This is a genomic window from Cellulomonas sp. NPDC058312 (assembly GCF_042880135.1).
Taxonomy (GTDB): Bacteria; Actinomycetota; Actinomycetes; order Actinomycetales; family Cellulomonadaceae; genus Cellulomonas.
Map to the genome: position 1 here is coordinate 38,712 of NZ_JBHVZE010000006.1, position 19,073 is coordinate 57,784.

The 19,073-nt window shown below is 74.6% G+C and carries 20 protein-coding genes; 13 read left to right on the top strand and 7 right to left on the bottom strand.

All coding sequences use genetic code 11. The features are described 5' to 3' along the window. Positions 1–53 precede the first annotated feature (53 nt). From ACFVXN_RS16595 to ACFVXN_RS16605, 3 genes are read left to right on the top strand one after another with little or no spacing between them, the layout of a single operon-like run. Positions 54–1,055, top strand: coding sequence for an ATP-binding cassette domain-containing protein (locus tag ACFVXN_RS16595; protein WP_389235506.1), 1,002 nt, complete (start codon positions 54–56; stop codon positions 1,053–1,055). Then, a complete protein-coding gene (locus tag ACFVXN_RS16600; RefSeq protein WP_389234952.1) occupies positions 1,052–2,047 on the top strand; it encodes an ABC transporter permease subunit in 996 nt (331 codons plus the stop codon). Before ACFVXN_RS16595 ends, ACFVXN_RS16600 begins: the two co-directional genes overlap by 4 nt. A 42-nt stretch (positions 2,048–2,089) precedes the next feature. After that, complete coding sequence (locus ACFVXN_RS16605; protein ID WP_389234955.1) at positions 2,090–3,835, top strand: alpha-glucosidase; 1,746 nt, start codon at positions 2,090–2,092, stop codon at positions 3,833–3,835. 30 nt (positions 3,836–3,865) lie between these two features. Here the strand turns inward: ACFVXN_RS16605 and ACFVXN_RS16610 are convergent, their stop codons facing one another. Further along, positions 3,866–4,537 carry a hypothetical protein gene (locus ACFVXN_RS16610; RefSeq protein ID WP_389234958.1) on the bottom strand — a complete coding sequence of 224 codons (672 nt, stop codon included), beginning with the start codon at positions 4,535–4,537 and terminating at the stop codon, positions 3,866–3,868. Positions 4,538–4,893: 356 nt separating this feature from the next. On the opposite strand from ACFVXN_RS16610, the gene ACFVXN_RS16615 reads away from it, so the two are divergent. From ACFVXN_RS16615 to ACFVXN_RS16660, 10 genes are all read left to right on the top strand, one after another. Beyond that, positions 4,894–6,759 carry an acetolactate synthase large subunit gene (locus ACFVXN_RS16615; protein WP_389234961.1) on the top strand — a complete coding sequence of 622 codons (1,866 nt, stop codon included), beginning with the start codon at positions 4,894–4,896 and terminating at the stop codon, positions 6,757–6,759. Positions 6,760–6,779: 20 nt separating this feature from the next. Next, on the top strand, positions 6,780–7,304 hold the full coding sequence (gene ilvN / locus ACFVXN_RS16620; RefSeq protein WP_389234964.1) for an acetolactate synthase small subunit: 525 nt from the start codon (positions 6,780–6,782) through the stop codon (positions 7,302–7,304). 33 nt (positions 7,305–7,337) lie between these two features. Next, on the top strand, positions 7,338–8,366 hold the full coding sequence (gene ilvC, locus ACFVXN_RS16625) for a ketol-acid reductoisomerase (protein ID WP_389234967.1): 1,029 nt from the start codon (positions 7,338–7,340) through the stop codon (positions 8,364–8,366). 145 nt (positions 8,367–8,511) lie between these two features. Further along, entirely contained in the window at positions 8,512–9,063 is a 552-nt protein-coding gene (locus ACFVXN_RS16630) for an ASCH domain-containing protein (RefSeq protein ID WP_389234970.1), read from the top strand. Between the two features lie 44 nt (positions 9,064–9,107). Next, positions 9,108–10,151 (top strand): 3-isopropylmalate dehydrogenase, encoded by a 1,044-nt coding sequence (locus ACFVXN_RS16635; RefSeq protein WP_389234973.1) that lies wholly within the window; start codon positions 9,108–9,110, stop codon positions 10,149–10,151. A gap of 112 nt (positions 10,152–10,263) precedes the next feature. Next, complete coding sequence (locus ACFVXN_RS16640; protein WP_389234976.1) at positions 10,264–11,373, top strand: branched-chain amino acid aminotransferase; 1,110 nt, start codon at positions 10,264–10,266, stop codon at positions 11,371–11,373. 402 nt (positions 11,374–11,775) lie between these two features. Then, on the top strand, positions 11,776–13,335 hold the full coding sequence (gene cimA / locus ACFVXN_RS16645; RefSeq protein WP_389235508.1) for a citramalate synthase: 1,560 nt from the start codon (positions 11,776–11,778) through the stop codon (positions 13,333–13,335). Positions 13,336–13,412: 77 nt separating this feature from the next. Then, a complete protein-coding gene (locus ACFVXN_RS16650; RefSeq protein ID WP_389234979.1) occupies positions 13,413–14,231 on the top strand; it encodes a sensor domain-containing protein in 819 nt (272 codons plus the stop codon). A gap of 44 nt (positions 14,232–14,275) precedes the next feature. Continuing rightward, a complete protein-coding gene (locus ACFVXN_RS16655; protein ID WP_389234982.1) occupies positions 14,276–15,352 on the top strand; it encodes a biotin/lipoate A/B protein ligase family protein in 1,077 nt (358 codons plus the stop codon). Positions 15,353–15,439: 87 nt separating this feature from the next. After that, positions 15,440–15,838, top strand: a complete 399-nt coding sequence (locus ACFVXN_RS16660) for a YccF domain-containing protein (protein WP_389234985.1) — start codon at positions 15,440–15,442, stop codon at positions 15,836–15,838. Positions 15,839–15,841: 3 nt separating this feature from the next. On the opposite strand, the gene ACFVXN_RS16665 is transcribed toward ACFVXN_RS16660, so the two are convergent. The 6 genes from ACFVXN_RS16665 to ACFVXN_RS16690 all read right to left on the bottom strand — a co-directional run bounded on the left by ACFVXN_RS16665 (position 15,842) and on the right by ACFVXN_RS16690 (position 19,007). Continuing rightward, positions 15,842–16,195 (bottom strand): DUF202 domain-containing protein, encoded by a 354-nt coding sequence (locus ACFVXN_RS16665; RefSeq protein ID WP_389234988.1) that lies wholly within the window; start codon positions 16,193–16,195, stop codon positions 15,842–15,844. Then, positions 16,192–16,557: a YidH family protein gene (locus ACFVXN_RS16670; RefSeq protein WP_389234991.1), complete on the bottom strand. Its 366-nt coding sequence runs from the start codon at positions 16,555–16,557 to the stop codon at positions 16,192–16,194. Before ACFVXN_RS16670 ends, ACFVXN_RS16665 begins: the two co-directional genes overlap by 4 nt. Beyond that, positions 16,554–17,306 carry a YggS family pyridoxal phosphate-dependent enzyme gene (locus ACFVXN_RS16675; RefSeq protein WP_389234994.1) on the bottom strand — a complete coding sequence of 251 codons (753 nt, stop codon included), beginning with the start codon at positions 17,304–17,306 and terminating at the stop codon, positions 16,554–16,556. The genes ACFVXN_RS16670 and ACFVXN_RS16675 overlap by 4 nt, the downstream gene beginning before the upstream one ends. Before the next feature lie 123 nt (positions 17,307–17,429). Beyond that, positions 17,430–17,921 carry a Cys-tRNA(Pro) deacylase gene (gene ybaK, locus ACFVXN_RS16680; protein WP_389234997.1) on the bottom strand — a complete coding sequence of 164 codons (492 nt, stop codon included), beginning with the start codon at positions 17,919–17,921 and terminating at the stop codon, positions 17,430–17,432. A 67-nt stretch (positions 17,922–17,988) separates the two neighbouring features. Further along, positions 17,989–18,369, bottom strand: coding sequence for a hypothetical protein (locus ACFVXN_RS16685; RefSeq protein WP_389235000.1), 381 nt, complete (start codon positions 18,367–18,369; stop codon positions 17,989–17,991). A 20-nt stretch (positions 18,370–18,389) separates the two neighbouring features. After that, the gene (locus ACFVXN_RS16690; protein WP_389235003.1) at positions 18,390–19,007 is read right to left on the bottom strand and encodes a VIT1/CCC1 transporter family protein; all 618 of its coding nucleotides are present in this window, start codon (positions 19,005–19,007) and stop codon (positions 18,390–18,392) included. Between the last annotated feature and the right edge of the window lie 66 nt (positions 19,008–19,073).

A 19,073-nucleotide genomic window follows, 5' to 3' on the forward strand; every position in this document is an offset into this window, starting at 1 on the left:
TCGTCCCCGGGTGCCGCACCGGCACCCGGGGAGGGTGGACCCACGTGACCGACATGCCGCCGGCGGGGACGACCGCCGTGAGCACGCGCGGCCTGCGCAAGACCTACCGGCACCGGGGCAAGCAGGTCGTCGCGGTGGGCGGCCTGGACCTGGACGTCCCGCGCGGCGGGGTGCACGGGTTCCTGGGCCCGAACGGCGCCGGGAAGACGACGACGATCCGGATGCTGCTCGGTCTGGTCCGGCCGGACTCGGGCACCGTCCGGGTGCTCGACCGCCCGGTGCCCGAGGCGCTGCCGGAGGTCGTGTCCCGGGTGGGCGCGATCGTCGAGTCCCCGAAGTTCTTCCCGGCGTTCTCGGGGCGGCGCAACCTGGCGCTGCTCGCCGACGCCATCGGGACGCCGCCGCCCCGGGTCGACCGGGTGCTGGCGGACGTCGGCCTCGCGGACCGGGCGGACTCCCCGTTCCGGACGTACTCGCTCGGGATGAAGCAGCGCCTGGCGATCGCCGGGACGCTGCTCAAGGACCCGGAGCTGGTGATCTTCGACGAGCCGACCAACGGCCTGGACCCGGCGGGCATCCACGAGGTGCGGCAGACGATGCGGTCGCTGGCCGACGCGGGGAAGACGGTGCTGGTGTCGAGCCACATCCTCGCCGAGGTGCAGCAGGTCGCGGACACGGTGTCGATCGTGACCCGGGGTCGCCTCGTCACGTCGGGGCGGGTCGCGGACCTGCTCGCGCAGGCCGGTGCGGGCGAGGCGCGGGTCGGTGTCGCGGACCCCGCGCGGGCGGCCGAGGTGCTCGCGGCGCGCGGCTGGGCCGTCCGGCCGGCGGGAGACGGGGCGCTGCAGGTGTCCGGCGCCCCGGACCTGGCGGAGGTCACCCGCGCCCTCGCGGACGCGGGGCTGTACCTGCGCGAGCTGGTGCCCGCGCGGGCCGACCTGGAGCAGGTGTTCCTCGCGCTGACCGGCACGACCCCCACCGGCACGACCCCCGCCGGGCCGGCCGGGCAGCAGCAGGGCCGACCCGCCCCGCACGGCCGACGGGCGCGCGCGTGACCGGGCTGGTGCGGGTCGAGGCCCGCCGGTTCCGGTACCGCGCGGCGGTGCGCTGGCTCGCGGTGCTGGCCGTCGTCGCGGCGCTCGCGGTGGTCGCGGGCGCCTGGTCCAGCACGCGCCCGCCGTCCGCCCAGGCGGTCGCGGACGCCCGCGAGCAGCTCGCGTGGGCGCAGGAGGACTGGGCGGAGAACGGCGAGCAGTACCTCGAGGACTGCCGGGCGGGCGAGGAGGAGCAGCGCGCCACCGACCCGGAGGTGGACTTCGGCTGCGACGAGATGGAGCCGCGCGAGGAGAGCTACCTTCCGTACCGGACGACGTTCACCGACGCCGCGGGGTCCTGGATCTCGGGGGCCAGCACGGTCCTGCTGCTCCTGGCGTTCGCCGCGGGTGTCACGTTCGTGACCGCCGAGATCGGCTCGGGGTCGCTGTCGACGTGGCTGACGTTCGTGCCGCGGCGCGGCCGCGTCTACGCGAGCAAGGTCGCGGTCGCCGCCGCCGGGGTGCTGGTGCCGACCGCGCTGGCCCTGCTGGTGGTGGTCGGGGGCTCGTGGGCGGGCGCTGCGGCGAACGGCGCCGTCGGCGACCTCGACGGGAGGACGTGGACGGACCTCGGGCTGACCGCGCTGCGGGTGCTCGCCGTGTCGGGCGCGGCGGGGGCGGTCGGGGCCGCGCTCGGCTTCGTCACCCGGAGCGCCGCCGCGGCCCTCGGGGTCGGCGTCGGCTGGCTGGTGGTGGTGGACTCGCTGATCGCGGGGTTCCTGCCGGGGCTCCAGCCGTGGACGCTGCGGGTCGGGGTGCAGGCGTGGGTCGACGACGGGTACACCGCGTTCGTCTCCGTGCCGTGCGAGCCGCTGGACGGGGTCGTGCAGAACGGGGTCTGCACCGCGGAGCGCCTGGTCACCGGCGTGCACGGCGGGCTGCTGCTGCTCGGCGCCACGGTGCTGCTGGTCGTCGTCGGCGCGCTGGTGTTCCGCCGGCGGGACGTGGACTGAGGTCCGCTGCGCGCGGGCGGGTCGCGTGAGAAGGTCGAGGGCATGGCCTTCACCGTCGAGGACGCGCCCTGGTGGACCCGAGCCACCGTCTACCAGATCTACCCGAGGTCGTTCCAGGACTCGGACGGCGACGGGATCGGTGACCTGCGGGGCGTCCTGTCCCGCCTCGACCACCTGGAGGCGCTGGGCGTCGACGTGGTGTGGCTGTCGCCGATCTACCGCTCGCCGCAGGACGACAACGGCTACGACATCAGCGACTACCAGGACGTCGACCCGTCGTTCGGCACGCTCGCCGACCTGGACGAGCTGATCGCGGCGCTGCACGACCGCGGGATGAAGCTGGTGATGGACCTGGTGGTCAACCACACGTCCGACGAGCACCCGTGGTTCGTCGAGAGCCGGTCGTCCGTCGACAGCCCGAAGCGCGACTGGTACTGGTGGCGCCCGGCGCGCGAGGGGGCGGTCGCCGGCGAGCCCGGCGCGGAGCCGACCAACTGGCACTCGTTCTTCTCGGGGTCGACCTGGGAGCTGGACGAGGCGACCGGCGAGTACTACCTGCACCTGTTCAGCAGCAAGCAGCCGGACCTCAACTGGGAGAACCCCGAGGTCCGGCGGGCCGTGCACGCGATGATGCGCTGGTGGCTCGACCGTGGGGTCGACGGGTTCCGGATGGACGTCATCAACCTGATCTCCAAGGACACGTCGCTGCCCGACGGCCCCGTCGTCGCGGGCGTGTGGGGCGACGGGTCCGCGTCGTACACGAGCGGGCCGCGGATCCACGAGTTCCTGGCGGAGATGCACCGCGAGGTGTTCGCGGGCCGACCCGACCGGCTGCTGACCGTGGGGGAGATGCCCGGGGTCACCGTCGAGCAGGCGCGGCTGTTCACCGACCCGGCGCGCGCCGAGGTCGACATGGTGTTCCAGTTCGAGCACGTCGGCCTCGACCACGGGCCCGGCGGGAAGTTCGACCCGCGCCCCCTGCGGCTGACCGACCTCAAGGCGACGTTCGGCCGCTGGCAGCACGGGCTGCAGGACGTGGGCTGGAACAGCCTCTACTGGGACAACCACGACCAGCCCCGCGTGGTGTCGCGGTTCGGGGACGACGGGCGGTACCGCCGGGAGTCCGCGCGGGCGCTGGCGACCCTGCTGCACCTGCACCGGGGGACGCCGTACGTCTACCAGGGCGAGGAGCTCGGGATGACGAACGCGCACTACGACCGGTTCGACCGGTACCGGGACATCGAGTCGCTGCGGCACGTCGAGCAGGCGCGCGCGCTCGGGTCGGCGACCGACGAGCAGCTGCTGGCCGGGCTGGCCGCGATGAGCCGGGACAACGCGCGCACGCCGGTGCAGTGGGACGCGTCGCGGCACGCCGGGTTCACGACCGGGGAGCCGTGGCTGGACGTCAACCCGAACCACACCGAGGTCAACGCCGAGGCGGAGCGCGCCGACCCGCGGTCGGTGTTCCACCACCACCGGGCGCTGATCGCGCTGCGCAAGTCCGACCCGGTGGTCGCGCTGGGCGACTTCACGATGCTGCTGCCGCACGACGAGCAGGTCTACGCGTACACGCGCTCGCTCGACGGCGCGACGCTGCTGGTGGTCGTGAACGTCTCCGGTGAGGAGCGCGAGGTGGACCTGGGCGACGCGTGGCCGGTGGACGGCGACGGCGCCTGGGGCCCGCTGGTGCTGGGCACGCACGACGACGACCCCGCGGGCCCGGACGGCGCGCGACCGGGTCCGACGACGCTGCGGCCCTGGGAGGCCCGGGTGCACCGGCGCGACTGAGCGGGCGCACCCGCGCCCGCCGCCCGGGGGTCAGCCCTGGACGTCCACGACCACGCGGGTCGGGTTCTCCAGGAGGTAGGCGCGGAACGGGGCCGGCGACCCGGTGACGCCGACGAACGCCTGGGTCTGCGCCTCGAACGTCCCCACAAGCACGGACTCGGTGACGACCGTGGTCCCGGCCGCCGTCACGGGCTGCTTCAGCGGGAACTCGGTCGCACCGGTCTCGAACGGGTACGCCGCCCCGGTCACGACGACCTGGAGCACGCTGTCGCCGGCCAGGTCGACGGTCTCGCCGGTGGGGTCCTCGACCGCGGCGTCCACGTACTCGACCCGCCAGCCCGGGGTGCCGGTCCCGGCCAGCTCGAGGACGACCCGGTCGTACCCGTCGTGGTGGCCGACCCGGACGTCGGTGACGGTGAGCGCGGCGTCGCCGGTCGGGTCGGCGGTGTCGACGGAGGTGTCGGCCGGGAACGGCGGGGCGGCGGCGTCGGCCTCGGGGTCCGGGTCGGCGGCCTCGCTGCCGCCGGTGGTCGTGGGTGTCGGGTCCGGGGAGGGCGCCGCGGTCGTGGCGGTCGGGCCGCCGGCGGGGGTGCTGGGGTCGTCCGAGCCGGAGTCCGCGGTGCCGCAGGCGGCGACGAGCGCGAGCGACGCGACGGCGGTGGCCGCGAGCAGGGGGCGGCGGACGTGGGGGAGTCGGCTCATGCTCCGAGGCTAGGAGCGGGGGCGCTCCGGCGGGGGCCCGCCGCGCCGCTGGGGCTCGGGATCGGAGCGGGGACCGGTTCCGTCCAGCGCCGTCGTTCACTTGCTGGACTCGTGGACCACGATGTGAGACGCGCCCGGGTGGGCGTGACACCGTCGCGGCCGGGGCGTAGTGTCCTGGACATGCGGACGAACCTCCTCGTAGTACTTCCCGGGCGCGCAGGCTGAAGCCACCCCCCAGGAAGGCAACGCCCGCGCGCGCACCCCTCGTCCGGTCCGGCCCAGCCGGTCCCACCGGGCCCGAGGGGTTTTTTCGTGCCACCCCGCAGCTCCACCAGCACCGACGCCAGGAGACACCGATGGTCCAGGGCCCCCACCCGGCACCGCCCCGCCGGCCGGCCGCCACGGCCGCGACCGAGCACGTCCGCCCCGCGGCCGAGCCCGCCGCGTCCAGCCGGCCGCGCCCCGTCGTCACCGAGCAGGTCACGGGTGCCAAGTCGATCGTCCGCTCGCTCGAGGAGGCCGGCGCCGAGGTCGTCTTCGGCATCCCCGGCGGCGCGATCCTGCCCACCTACGACCCGCTGATGGACTCCACCCGCCTGCGGCACATCCTCGTGCGGCACGAGCAGGGCGGCGGCCACGCGGCCACCGGCTACGCCCAGGCCACCGGCCGCGTCGGCGTCTGCATGGCCACGTCCGGCCCCGGCGCGACCAACCTGGTCACCCCGATCGCCGACGCCAACATGGACTCGATCCCGCTGGTCGCGATCACCGGCCAGGTCGCGGCGCCGCTGATCGGCACGGACGCGTTCCAGGAGGCCGACATCGTCGGCATCACGCTGCCGATCACCAAGCACAACTACCTGGTGACCGACCCCGCCGACATCCCCCGGACCATCGCCGAGGCGTTCCACATCGCCTCGACCGGCCGGCCCGGCCCCGTGCTGGTGGACATCGCGAAGTCCGCGATGCAGACCGACACGACGTTCTCCTGGCCGCAGCAGCTCGACCTGCCGGGCTACCACCCGGTGACCAAGCCGCACGCGAAGCAGATCCGGGAGGCCGCCCGGCTGCTCGCGACCGCCCGCCGGCCGGTGCTGATGATCGGCGGCGGCGTGATCCGCTCCGGCGCGGCCGCCGAGCTGCGCCGCCTGGTCGACGCGTCCGGTGCCGCCGCCGTCACGACCCTGATGGCCCGCGGCGCGCTGCCCGACAGCCACCCGCAGAACCTCGGCATGCCCGGGATGCACGGGACCGTCGCCGCCGTCGCCGCGCTGCAGAAGGCGGACCTCGTGGTCGCCCTCGGCGCGCGGTTCGACGACCGGGTCACCGGCAAGCTGTCGTCGTTCGCGCCCAACGCGGCGATCGTGCACGCGGACATCGACCCGGCGGAGATCGGCAAGAACCGCGCCGCGGACGTGCCGATCGTCGGCGACCTGCGCGAGGTCATCACCGACCTGCTGCCCGAGCTCGCCAAGGAGCACGCGCACCACGGCAAGCCCGACCTGGCCGCCTGGTGGCACCAGATCGACTCGTGGCGCGAGACCTTCCCGCTCGGGTTCGACGAGCCGACCGACGGGCACCTCGCCCCGCAGCACGTGATCTCCCGGATCGGCGAGATCTCCGGCCCGGAGGCGATCTTCGCGGCCGGCGTGGGGCAGCACCAGATGTGGGCCGCGCAGTTCATCCGCTACGAGCGGCCGAACTCGTGGCTGAACTCCGGCGGGCTCGGCACGATGGGCTTCTCCGTCCCCGCGGCGATGGGCGCCAAGGTCGGCGACCCGTCGCGCACCGTCTGGGCGATCGACGGCGACGGCTGCTTCCAGATGACCAACCAGGAGCTCGCGACCTGCACGATCAACGAGATCCCGATCAAGGTCGCGGTGATCAACAACTCCTCGCTGGGCATGGTCCGCCAGTGGCAGACCCTGTTCTACGAGTCCCGGTACTCCAACACCGACCTCAACACCGGCCACGGCACGGTGCGGGTGCCCGACTTCGTCAAGCTCGCCGACGCCTACGGCGCCGTGGGGCTGCGCTGCGAGACCCGCGCCGACGTGGACGCCACCATCAAGCGCGCGCTCGAGATCGACGACCAGCCCGTGGTCGTGGACTTCACCGTGTCGCGCGACTCGATGGTGTGGCCGATGGTCGCCGCCGGCGTGCCCAACGACGACATCCAGTACGCGCGGGGCATCAGCCCGGCGTGGGACCGCGAAGACTGAGCGGGGAGAAAGAGCAGATCATGAGCCGTCACACCCTCTCCGTGCTCGTCGAGAACAAGCCCGGCGTCCTCACCCGGGTCGCCGGCCTGTTCGCCCGGCGGTCGTTCAACATCCACTCCCTCGCGGTGGGCCCCACCGAGCACGACGAGATCTCCCGGATCACCGTCGTGGTCGACGTGGACCAGCTGCCGCTGGAGCAGGTCACCAAGCAGCTGAACAAGCTCATCAACGTGCTGAAGATCGTCGAGCTCGAGGACGCCGCCTCCGTGCAGCGCGAACTCCTGCTGGTGAAGGTGCGCGCCGAGGGCGCCACCCGCACCCAGGTGCTCGAGGTCGTCGACCTGTTCCGCGCGCACGTCGTCGACGTCGTGCCCGACACCGTCACCATCGAGGCGACCGGCGGGCCGTCGAAGCTCTCCGCGCTGCTCGCGGCGCTCGAGCCGTTCGGCATCCGCGAGATCGTCCAGTCGGGCACGGTGGCCATCGGCCGCGGCCCGCGCTCCATCACGGACCGGGCGCTCGAGCGCGTCAGCCGGTCCGCCTGACCTCCCACCACCCGATCACCAAGGAGAACCATCGTGGCTGAGCTGTTCTACGACGACGACGCCGACCTGTCGGTCATCCAGAACAAGAAGGTCGCCGTCATCGGCTACGGCAGCCAGGGGCACGCGCACGCGCTGAACCTGCGCGACTCGGGCGTCGACGTCACCGTCGGCCTGCGCGAGGGCTCGGCCTCCCGGGCCAAGGCGGAGAACGAGGGCCTCGCGGTCGCGACGGTCGCCGACGCGGTCAAGGGCGCCGACGTCGTCGTCATCCTCGCCCCGGACCAGGTCCAGCGGCACATCTACCGCGACGAGATCGCCCCGAACCTGCGCGAGGGCGCGGCCCTGGTGTTCGGCCACGGCTTCAACATCCGGTTCGGCTACATCAAGCCCGAGGCCGGCCACGACATCGTCATGGTCGCCCCCAAGGGCCCGGGCCACCTGGTGCGCCGCGAGTACGTCGACGGCCGCGGCGTGCCCGTGATCGTCGCCGTCGAGCAGGACGCGTCCGGCGCCGCCTGGCAGCTCGCGCTGTCCTACGCGAAGGGCATCGGCGGCCTGCGTGCGGCCGGCATCAAGACCACGTTCACCGAGGAGACCGAGACCGACCTGTTCGGCGAGCAGGCCGTCCTGTGCGGTGGTGTGTCCCAGCTGATCCAGTACGGCTTCGAGACGCTGACCGAGGCCGGCTACCAGCCCGAGGTCGCGTACTTCGAGGTGCTGCACGAGCTCAAGCTGATCGTCGACCTCATCTGGGAGGGCGGCATCACCAAGCAGCGCTGGTCGGTGTCCGACACCGCCGAGTACGGCGACTACGTCTCCGGTCCCCGGGTCATCACGCCCGAGGTGAAGGAGAACATGAAGGCCGTCCTCGCGGACATCCAGAACGGCGTCTTCGCGGAGCGGTTCATCGCCGACCAGGACGCGGGCGCCCCCGAGTTCCAGGAGCTGCGCGCCAAGGGCCAGAACCACCCGATCGAGCCCGTGGGCCGCGAGCTGCGCAAGCTGTTCGCGTGGGTCAAGCCCTCGGACACGGACTACGTGGAGGGCTCGGCCGCGCGCTGACGGTCGCACGCCCGCGCTGCTGACGCCGAGACAGGACTCCCGCGCCGAGACAGGACCTCCCACGGCCCTGTCTCGGTCGGGAGGACCTGTCTCGGCGTCGGCCGTTCCCGGGAAGGCGCGCGCGACGTGGGGGAGGATGGGTCGCATGACGGACACCGACGCCCCGCACGCCGACGAGATCCTCGCGTTCTGGGAGGTCGCCCGAGTCCGGGCCGGCGTCGTCCGGGTCGCCGCCGTGGCGGGGCCGGGGGTGTCCGGGTCGATGGTGCCGCCGACCTGGACGTTCGGCGACGACCCCGAGCTCGCCGACCGCCTGCTGGGCCTGGTGCTCGCGGGGGAGAAGACCGCGACGTCGTCCGCCCTGGTCGAGTACGAGCTCGCGGGCGAGGCGCTCCCTCGGCGCGGGGACCTCGCGATCGTGCTGGACAGCGCGGGCCGACCGGCGGCGCTGGTCCGCACGACCGCCGTCGAGACCGTGCCGTTCGACCAGGTCGACGAGGACCTGGCGGCCGCGGAGGGCGAGGGCGACCGGACGCTCGCGTCGTGGCGCACCGAGCACGAGGCGTACTGGCACCGGGCGCTGGAGCCGCTCGGCGCGGCGTTCGCCCCGGGGATGCCCGTCGTGACGGAGCGGTTCGAGCTCCTGTACCCCCGGCCCGGCGACCGCGGCCCGTCCGAGCTCGTGTCCGAGGCCTGAGACGGCCGTCCCGTTCCGTAAGACGCGTGACTAGGGTGGCCGGCATGGCGCAGCAGATCAACCTGGCAGTCGTCGCTGGTGACGGCATCGGTACGGAGGTCGTGGAGCAGGGGCTCCTCGCCCTGGACGCGGCGCTGTCCGGCTCCGGCTCGACGGTCACCACGACGGAGTACGACCTCGGTGCGCGCCGCTGGCACGCCACGGGGGAGACGCTGACCGACGCCGACCTCGCGGCGATCCGCACCCACGACGCGATCCTGCTCGGCGCGATCGGCGACCCGGGCGTCCCGTCCGGCGTCCTCGAGCGCGGGCTGCTGCTCAGGCTGCGGTTCGCCCTGGACCACTACGTGAACCTGCGTCCCTCCAAGCTCTACGCCGGCGTGGCGTCCCCGCTGGCCGACCCGGGCGAGGTCGACTTCGTCGTCGTCCGCGAGGGCACCGAGGGCCCGTACGTCGGCAACGGCGGCGCCATCCGCGTCGGCACCCCGCACGAGGTCGCCAACGAGGTCAGCGTCAACACGGCGTTCGGCGTCGAGCGCGTGGTCCGCGACGCGTTCGCCCGGGCCGCCGCCCGCCCGCGCAAGAAGCTGACGCTGGTGCACAAGCACAACGTGCTCGTGCACGCCGGGCACCTGTGGCGCCGCACGGTCGAGGCCGTCAACGCCGAGTTCCCCGACGTCACGGTCGACTACCTGCACGTCGACGCCGCGACCATCTTCCTGGTCACCGACCCGGCCCGGTTCGACGTGATCGTCACCGACAACCTGTTCGGCGACATCCTCACCGACCTCGCCGCCGCGATCGTCGGCGGCATCGGGCTCGCGGCGTCCGCGAACATCAACCCGGACCGCACCGCGCCGAGCATGTTCGAGCCCGTGCACGGCTCCGCCCCGGACATCGCCGGGCAGGGCAAGGCCGACCCCACCGCGACCGTGCTGTCCGTCGCGCTGCTGCTCGAGCACCTGGGCGAGGCCGACGCCGCCGCCCGGGTCGAGGCCGCCGTCGCCGCCGACGTCCTCGAGCGAGCCGGCCGAGTACGCACGACGGCCGAGGTGGGCCAGGACCTCGCCGCGCGCATCGCCGGCTGATCCGCTCCGGGCGCCCGCCCCTCGCCGCAGCCGCGTCGAGGGGCAGCGCCGTGCCCATCCGGCCGTCGCCCAGGTACCGTCAGACCGACTCCTGGTGAAAGGCCGCAGACTCATGAGCACCTCCGACACGACCGACCTGGCCGCACCCTTCGAGGTGCGCCCCTCCGACAGCCCGCGGCCCGACGCCGAGCGGGAGTCGCTGCTCGCCACCCCGAAGTTCGGCACCGTCTTCACCGACCACATGGCGCGCGTCACGTGGACCGAGGGCCTGGGCTGGCACGACCGCCGCGTCGAGAAGTACGGCCCGCTGCAGCTCGACCCCGCGACCGCCGTCCTGCACTACGCGCAGGAGATCTTCGAGGGCATGAAGGCCTACCGGCACGACGACGGGTCGGTGTGGACGTTCCGCCCCTGGGCGAACGCCGAGCGGCTGCAGCGCTCCGCCCGCCGGCTCGCCCTGCCCGAGCTGTCCACCGAGGACTTCCTCGGCTCGGTCACCGCCCTCGTGCGGACCGACGTCGACTGGGTGCCGTCGGGCGAGGAGACGTCGCTGTACCTGCGGCCGTTCATGTACGCGTCCGAGGCGTTCCTCGGCGTGCGGCCCAGCCTCGAGGCCGAGTACCTGGTCATCGCCTCCCCGGTCGGCTCCTACTTCGCGGGCGGCGTGCAGCCGGTGTCGATCTGGGTGTCCCAGGACTACGCGCGCGCCGCGGCCGGCGGCACCGGTGCGGCGAAGTGCGGCGGCAACTACGCCGCGAGCCTGCTGCCCCAGCAGGAGGCCTACGCCCGCGGCTGCGAGCAGGTCTGCTTCCTCGACGCCGCGACCGGCACCCTGATCGAGGAGCTCGGCGGCATGAACGTGTTCGTCGTGCACGCCGACGGCTCGGTGTCGACCCCGCGCCTGACCGGCTCGATCCTCGAGGGCGTCACGCGCTCGTCCATCCTGCAGCTGCTCACCGAGGACGGTCGCGAGGTCACCGAGCGGGACATCCCGCTGACCGAGCTGCTCGCCGGCCTGCGCGACGGCAGCGTCGCCGAGGTGTTCGCCTGCGGCACCGCCGCGGTGGTCACCCCGATCGGCCGGCTCGCCGGCACCGACTTCGACGAGACCGTGGGCGACGGCCACGCCGGGCCCGTCATGCAGAGCATCCGCACCCGCCTCACGGACATCCAGTACGGCCGCACCGCCGACACCCACGGCTGGATGCACCGTCTGGTCTGACGCGTCGTCGTCGGCCGCGCCCGCCCGCGCGTCTCGCGGGCTGGGCGGGGCTGACGCCGGGCGTGGCGTGTGTCACGATGGGGTCGTGACCGACCTCCGACCGATCGTCATCGCGTAGCGCGTCCGCCCACCACCGCGGACGCGCCGACCTCCCGAACCCGGGGGGTCTTTTTGTTGCTCCACCCGTGCACCAACCCGTGCACCAACCCGTGCACCACCCCGGCACCGCACGCCGTCCTCGTCACCTCGCCGAGAGAAGAACGACCCGTGACCGCTGAGCCCACGCAGCCCACGCCCCCCGCGCGCCTGCCCCGCACCGGGACCGCGCACCCCGCCGCCGGCGGACCCGCCGCGTTCGACGTCTACGACACGACGCTGCGCGACGGCGCCCAGCAGGAGGGCATGAACCTGTCGGTCGCCGACAAGCTCGCGATCGCGCCCCTGCTGGACGAGCTCGGCGTCGGGTACATCGAGGGCGGCTGGCCGGGCGCGATCCCGAAGGACACCGAGTTCTTCGCGCGCGCGGCCAAGGAGCTCGACCTGCGGCACGCGGTGCTCGCGGCGTTCGGTGCCACCCGCAAGCCGGGCGTCCGGGCGTGGGACGACGCGCAGCTGCGGGCGCTGCTCGACTCCGAGGCCCCGGTCGTCACGCTCGTCGCCAAGAGCGACTCCCGGCACGTCGAGCGCGCCCTGCGCACCACGGGCGCGGAGAACCTCGCGATGGTCGCGGACTCCGTCGCGCTGCTGGTCGGCGAGGGCCGGCGCGTGGTCGTCGACGCCGAGCACTTCTTCGACGGGTTCCGGTTCGACCCCGCGTACGCGCGTGACGTCGTGCTCGCCGCGGTCGAGGCGGGCGCCGAGACGGTCGTGCTGTGCGACACCAACGGCGGGATGCTCCCGACCGGGATCACCGAGGTGGTCCGCGACCTGCGCGCCGCGCTCGGCACCGCCGACCGGCTGACCCGGCTCGGCATCCACGCGCACAACGACTCCGGCTGCGCGGTCGCGAACTCGATCGCGGCGGTCGAGGCCGGCGCCGTGCACCTCCAGGGCACGGTCAACGGCTACGGGGAGCGCACCGGGAACGCCGACCTGCTCGCGACCGTCGCGAACCTCGAGCTCAAGACCGGCCGCAGCGTCCTGGTCCCGCCGCCCGACGGCCCCGGCGGCCTCGCGGAGATGACCCGGATCGCGCACCAGATCAGCGAGATCACCAACATCGCCCCGTTCGCCCGCCAGCCGTACGTCGGTGCGAGCGCCTTCGCGCACAAGGCCGGGCTGCACGCGTCGGCGATCAAGGTCGACCCCGACCTCTACCAGCACATCGACCCGCAGGCCGTCGGCAACGACATGCGGATGCTCGTCTCGGAGATGGCGGGCCGCGCGTCCATCGAGCTCAAGGGCCGCGAGCTCGGGTTCGACCTGGCCGGCAGGCACGACGTGCTCACGCGGGTGACGAACAGGGTCAAGGACGCCGAGGCGCAGGGCTACACCTACGACGCCGCCGACGCCTCCTTCGAGCTGCTGCTCGCCGAGGAGGTCGACGGCGCCCGCCCCGGGTACTTCCGGGTGGAGAGCTGGCGGACGATCGTCGAGCGGGCCGGCTCCCGCGGCACCCCGGCGACCGCCGAGGCGACCGTGAAGCTGCACGCCGGCGGGGAGCGGATCGTCGCGACCGGTGAGGGGAACGGTCCCGTCAACGCCCTGGACCACGCGCTGCGGCTCGCGCTGCAGCGGGTGTACCCGGAGCTCGCGGCGTTCGAGCTGATCGACTTCAAGGTCCGCATCCTCGACGCCATGCACGGCACCGACGCGGTGACCCGGGTGCTCATCGAGACCAGCGACGGGCAGACCGCCTGGTCCACCGTCGGGGTCGGGCCGAACCTGATCGAGGCCGCCTGGGAGGCGCTGACGGACTCGGCGATCTGGGGCCTGCGGAACCGCGGGATCGTCGCGCGCTGACCGAGGCCCCCCTCGCGGGTGTCGGCGCCCGCCCGTAGCGTGGCCGAGGACACCCGCCGCCACGAGGAGGACGGTCCATGCCCGACAGCGCACCCGACGCGCCGACCGCACCGGACCGCTCCCGGTTCTGGCCCTGGCTGGTCGCGCTGGTGGCGGCGCTGGTGGTCGCCGGGCTGGTGGCGTGGCGCCCCTGGTCGCCGGCCCCGTCGCCGGACGCCGGGACGCCCCCGACCCCCGCGGGCACGACGTCCGCGCCGACGACGGCCGGCGCGACCGCGCAGCCCGCACCCGGGTCCTCAGCGCCGCGCGCGTTCGACGCCACGACCGCCGCCGACCTGTTCCTCACCGACGCCGAGCTGGCCCGGGCGGTCCCGGACGCCGCGGGGCTGAGCCTCGCGGACGCCGAGGGCGCCCGGTGGGGGCTGCCGGAGGGCTCGGTCGTCCAGCCCGCGTCCTGCACCCCGGCGGTGACGGTCGTCGAGCAGGAGCCGGAGGTGTTCCTGCGCCGGTTGGCCACGTCGGACGTGGTGGTCGTGCTGCAGACGGTCGCGGTGCTGCCCGACGCCGGGGCCGCGGGGGACGCGTTCGACGCGCTGGTGGGCACGCTCGGGGAGTGTGCGCAGTTCCAGCAGGTGACGCCGGGCGTCGACGGCGGCTCGTGGACCGCCGAGCCGCCGACCACCGACCGCGGCGCGGTGCCGACCACCGCGCACCGGCAGGTGCTCACCGCCGAGGGCGCGACCAGCCCCGAGGTCGAGGTGACGGCGCTCGCGGGGAACGCCCTCGTGACGACCACCGCCTCGGCGGTCGACCCCGCGGGCGACCCCGGGGACCCGGCGGTGCTCGCCGAGGTCGCCGCGTCGGCCGCCCAGCGGGCCCTGGACTCCCTGGGCTGAGGACCGCGCCCACGCCCGCCGGTCGGGGGCCTACGATCGGGACCGTGCGCGGTGAGTACAAGGTCCCCGGTGGCAAGCTCGTGGCGGCTGACGTGGAGGTGGTCGACGGTGCGCTCGCGCAGGTGAGCGTCAGCGGCGACTTCTTCCTCGAGCCCGACTCCGCGCTGGCGGTGATCGACCAGGCGCTGCGCGGGCAGCCCGCGCAGGCGCGCGTGCCGGACCTGACCGCTGCGATCGAGGCCGAGCTGCGCCGGGCCGAGTCCGACGGCCGGGTCGAGTCGCCCGTGCAGATGGTCGGGTTCACCGCCGAGTCCGTCGCCATCGCGGTGCGCCGCGCGCTCGGGCACGCGACCGGGTGGCAGGACCACACGTTCGAGCTCATCCACCCCGGCCCGCTGCCGCCCGCCGTCCTGGGCGCACTGGACCAGGTGCTCACCGAGGAGCTCGCCGCCGGCCGGCGCGGCCCCACCCTGCGGTTCTGGGAGTGGGAGGAGCGCGCGGTGTTCATCGGCTCGTTCCAGTCGCTGCGCAACGAGGTCGACCCCGAGGGCGTCGCGAAGCACGGGGTCACCGTGGTCCGGCGGATCTCCGGCGGCGGCGCCATGTTCATGGAGGCCGGCAACTGCATCACGTTCTCGCTGGTGGTGCCCGCGTCGCTGGTCGACGGCCTCTCGTTCGAGCAGTCCTACCGGTTCCTCGACGACTGGGTGATCGGCGCGCTCGCCGAGGTCGGGGTCACGGCGACCTTCGCCGGGCTCAACGACATCGCCTCGCCCGCGGGCAAGATCGCGGGCTCCGCGCAGAAGCGCCTCGCCGGCGGGGCCGTCCTGCACCACATGACGATGGCCTACGACATCGACGCGGACAAGATGGTCGAGGTGCTGCGGATCGGCCGCGAGAAGCTGTCCGACAAGGGCACGGCCAGCGCCAACAAGCGGGTCGACCCGGTGCGGTCGCAGACCGGCATGCCGCGCGAGGCCGTCATCGACGCGTTCATCGCGTACTTCCGCTCCCGGTACACCACGGTCGACGGGGCGCTGCGTCCCGAGGAGCTCGCCCGGGCGCAGGAGCTCGTGGCGGAGAAGTTCGGCAACCCGGAGTGGACCGCGCGGGTGCCGTGAGCCCGGACGGTCCCGTGTCGGCGGACCAGGGGCGGCTCGGGGTGGTCCCGGATACCGCGGGCGCACCGGGTGGGCGAGGCTGAGGGGGTGAAGGCACTCCTCAACCTCATCTGGCTCGTGTTCGGCGGCCTGTGGCTCGCGCTGGGCTACGTGCTCGCCGGGATCATCTGCTGCGTGCTGATCGTGACGATCCCGTTCGGCATCGCGTCGTTCCGGATGGCCGGCTACGCGCTGTGGCCGTTCGGGCGCACGGTCGTCGACCACCCGCGGGCCGGCGCGTGGTCCGCGATCGGCAACGTGATCTGGGTGCTCGTCGCCGGCTGGTGGCTCGTGATCGGGCACCTGAGCACCGCGCTCGCGCAGGCGGTGACGATCGTCGGGATCCCGCTGGCCGTCGCGAACCTCAAGATGATCCCGGTGTCGCTGCTGCCGCTGGGCAAGGAGATCGTGCCGACCGACCGGCCGTTCGCCGCCTACGGGCGGTAACGCTCAGCCGGCCGCGGCGTGCCGCAGCACGACGACCAGCGCCGCACCGCCCAGCACGACCGCCCCGGCTGCGGTCACGGCGAGCGGCCCGCCACCGGGCACGCGGGCGTCCGACGACGCGTACAGCACCGCGGACCACCGCGCGGCCCGGCGCCCGCCCGCCCGGGCCAGCGCGACCGCCGCGAGCACCCCGACCGCGACCGGCAGCCACACCAGCGGTCCGAGCCACGGCTCCAGCACCCGCCCGCCGACCAGGGCGCCCGCCGCCAGCGCCAGCGCGGTGCGTCGCCACGCGAGCGCCGTCCGCTCGGGCTGTGCACCGGGCGCCGCGCCGGGCTGCGCGTCGGGTCCGGTCACCGCACCAGCAGCCCGACCAGCACCAGAGCACCGGCCAGCGCGACCCCGGCGGCGAGCGGCCCGCCCAGCACCGGCGCTGGCAGCGGCCGCCGCTCGCGCAGCGCCCGCTCCGCGCGTGCCCAGCCGAACCACGCCTGCACGGGCGCGACGATGCCGAGCACCAGCAGCACGAGCGACGCCGCCAGCCGCAGGTGCGGCTCGACGGGCAGGTCCAGCGCCTCGAGCGCCACGCCGCCCGCGAGCAGCGCCAGCGCGGTGCGGACCCAGGCCAGGAACGTGCGCTCGTTGGCCAGGGAGAACCGGCCGTCCGGCTCGGACCCGCGGGCGTAGACCCGCCGGGGGAACCGGCCGTCGTCGGTCATGCCGGCACCGGTGGGGCCGGTCGGGCGCCGAACACGGCGGTGCCGACCCGCACGACGGTCGCGCCCTCGGCCACCGCCGCCTCGAGGTCGCGGCTCATGCCCATCGACAGCTCCACGGCGCCGGCCGTGCCCGGCTCGCCGGAGTCGACGACCTTGTCCCGCAGATCGCGCAGCGCGGCGTACCCGGCGCGGACCTCGCGCTCGTCCGGGGAGTTCGCGCCGACGGTCATGAACCCGCGCAGCCGCAGCCGGTCGAGGCCCGCGACGGCCCGGACCAGGTCGAGCGCGTCCCCCGGGGCGACACCGTGCTTGGTCGGCTCGCCGGACACGTTCACCTGCACCAGCACGTCGAGCACCCGGTCGGTGTCGGCGCACCGCCGGGCCAGCCGCTCGGCCAGCACGGGGGAGTCGACGCTCTGCACGCAGGTCGCCCAGCGCAGCGCGGCGTTCACCTTGTTGGACTGCAGCGGGCCGATGAGGTGCAGCTCCGGCGCCAGGTCGGCGAGGTCGGGCGCCTTGGCCACCAGCTCCTGCACCCGGTTCTCCCCGAGCAGCACCCGACGCGCGTGCCCGGCGGTCGTCGCGGTCGCGGCGGCGTCGGCGAGCACGGCCTCCCGGACGGTCGCGACGTCCAGGGTCTTCGTCGCCAGCAGCAGCCGCACCGACCCCGGCTCGCGCCCGGCGGCGGCCTCCGCGGCGGCGATCCGCCCCCGCACCCGCGCCAGCCGCTCCGCCACCCCGCCCACCATGCCCCCGACCCTAACGGCCCGCCCGCGCGGACCCGGGCTTCGAGGTCGAGGGTTCGCCGCGAGGTCGAGGGTTTCAGCGCCCGATCGCGTCACGAACCCTCGACCTCGGCTGCCGAGCGCCGCTCAGGGGCGGGCGATGTCCGCGACGGTGGCCGACGTGAGGGCGATCAGGTCGGCGGGGGCCAGCTCGACGTCGAGGCCGCGGCGGCCGCCGGAGACGAGCACGGTGTCGAACAGCTCGACCGTCTCGTCGACGACCGTCGGGTGCGGGGTCCGCTGGCCCAGGGGGGAGATGCCCCCGACGACGTAGCCGGTCGCGCGCTCGGCGGCGGCGGGGTCGGCCATCGCCGCCTTCTTCCCGCCGACGGCGTGCGCGAGGGCCTTGAGGTCGAGCTTGCCGGTGACGGGCACCACCGCGACCGTCAGGGTCCCGTCGACGCTGGCCATCAGGGTCTTGAACACCCGGTCGGGCTCGACCCCGAGCACCTCGGCGGCCTCCAGCCCGTAGCCGACCGTGCTGCGCGGGTCGTGCTCGTACGGGTGCGCGGTGTGCGGGACCCCCGCGGCGGCGAGGGCGGCCAGCGCGGGCGTGCCGGAGGGTGCGTGCTTGCTCACCCCGTCATCCTACGAACGCCGCGCCGCGCGTCCGCCGTCGGCGTTCGACCTGGGCGGGAGACCGGGGTCAGCGGCGGGTGGTCGCCGCGGACGCGGACAGCAGGGCGCCGCCGAGCGCCGGCCCGGCGACGAGCGCGGCGCCGCCGAGCAGCAGCGCGCCCGGGTCGTCGGCGGCCGGTGCGCGGACGACGGCCGCGACCGCCAGCGCCACCCCACCGAGCGCCGCACCGGTCCCGAGGCACGCCAGCAGCGCGGGCCCGGGTCGGGCGGCGCGGTTCTCGGGGTCCACGAGCAGGTCGAACCCCACGGCCGCCGCTGCGGCGAGCGGCAGCAGCCAGGCGACCTCGGGGCGCCCGAACCACGACGGCACGAGCAGCAGCGCGGTGGCGGCGAGCAGGACGGCGGCGGCGCGGCCCAGCCCGGTGGTGGTGCCGGTCAGCCGGGTCATCCGGCCAGCGTAGGGCCGGGTCAGACCGCGAGCCCGACGAGCGTGCCGATGCCGTAGGTGATCGCCATCGCCAGCGAGCCGCCGACCACGTTGCGCAGGACGGCCCGGCCGGCGGGGGCGCCGCCGAGGCGGGCGCTGACGGAGCCGGTGACGACGAGGGCCACGACGACCGCGACGAACGTGGCGACGATCCGCCCGCCGCCCCAGGGTGCGAGCACGACCAGCAGCGGCACCAGGCCGCCGGCGACGAACGCGACCAGCGAGGCGAGTGCGGCGTGCCACGGGTTGGTGAGGCCGACCTCGGCGTCGAGCAGCCCGCGGTCGCGCAGGACGCGCTCGGCGTCGCGCTGGCTGCTGACCGACACGTACTCGCCGGCGGCCATCGACAGCGCGCCGGCGACCAGCGCGGCGACGCCGGCGATCGCGAGCGCGGACACGCCGGTCGAGGCGCCCGCGACACCCACGACGGTGGCGGCGATCGAGACGATGCCGTCGTTGGCGCCGAGCACACCGGCGCGCAGCCAGTTGATCCGCTCGGCGGTCGGGAGGGCGGGGTCGGGGGTCTCGCGCACGGGCACCTGCGCCGGACGCGCGGGGGTGCGGTCGGTGGTCAGCAGGAGGTTCGACAGCGTGCTCATGGCGCTCACGGTAGGCCGTTCCTGACGGCGTGTCATCACAGGAAAGGCTGCCCTGACCTGCACAAA

Excerpts from the sequence above, each read along its gene's own strand:
- ACFVXN_RS16615 (WP_389234961.1), top strand. The coding sequence starts at position 4,894 with ATGGTCCAGGGCCCCCACCCGGCACCGCCCCGCCGGCCGGCCGCCACG.
- ACFVXN_RS16595 (WP_389235506.1), top strand. The coding sequence starts at position 54 with ATGCCGCCGGCGGGGACGACCGCCGTGAGCACGCGCGGCCTGCGCAAG.
- ACFVXN_RS16670 (WP_389234991.1), bottom strand. The coding sequence starts at position 16,557 with ATGACCGACGACGGCCGGTTCCCCCGGCGGGTCTACGCCCGCGGGTCC.
- ACFVXN_RS16640 (WP_389234976.1), top strand. The coding sequence starts at position 10,264 with ATGAGCACCTCCGACACGACCGACCTGGCCGCACCCTTCGAGGTGCGC.
- ACFVXN_RS16685 (WP_389235000.1), bottom strand. The coding sequence starts at position 18,369 with ATGACCCGGCTGACCGGCACCACCACCGGGCTGGGCCGCGCCGCCGCC.
- ACFVXN_RS16630 (WP_389234970.1), top strand. The coding sequence starts at position 8,512 with ATGACGGACACCGACGCCCCGCACGCCGACGAGATCCTCGCGTTCTGG.
- ACFVXN_RS16675 (WP_389234994.1), bottom strand. The coding sequence starts at position 17,306 with ATGGTGGGCGGGGTGGCGGAGCGGCTGGCGCGGGTGCGGGGGCGGATC.
- ACFVXN_RS16635 (WP_389234973.1), top strand. The coding sequence starts at position 9,108 with ATGGCGCAGCAGATCAACCTGGCAGTCGTCGCTGGTGACGGCATCGGT.
- ACFVXN_RS16610 (WP_389234958.1), bottom strand. The coding sequence starts at position 4,537 with ATGAGCCGACTCCCCCACGTCCGCCGCCCCCTGCTCGCGGCCACCGCC.
- ilvN (WP_389234964.1), top strand. The coding sequence starts at position 6,780 with ATGAGCCGTCACACCCTCTCCGTGCTCGTCGAGAACAAGCCCGGCGTC.
- ACFVXN_RS16690 (WP_389235003.1), bottom strand. The coding sequence starts at position 19,007 with ATGAGCACGCTGTCGAACCTCCTGCTGACCACCGACCGCACCCCCGCG.
- ACFVXN_RS16650 (WP_389234979.1), top strand. The coding sequence starts at position 13,413 with ATGCCCGACAGCGCACCCGACGCGCCGACCGCACCGGACCGCTCCCGG.
- cimA (WP_389235508.1), top strand. The coding sequence starts at position 11,776 with ATGAACCTGTCGGTCGCCGACAAGCTCGCGATCGCGCCCCTGCTGGAC.
- ACFVXN_RS16605 (WP_389234955.1), top strand. The coding sequence starts at position 2,090 with ATGGCCTTCACCGTCGAGGACGCGCCCTGGTGGACCCGAGCCACCGTC.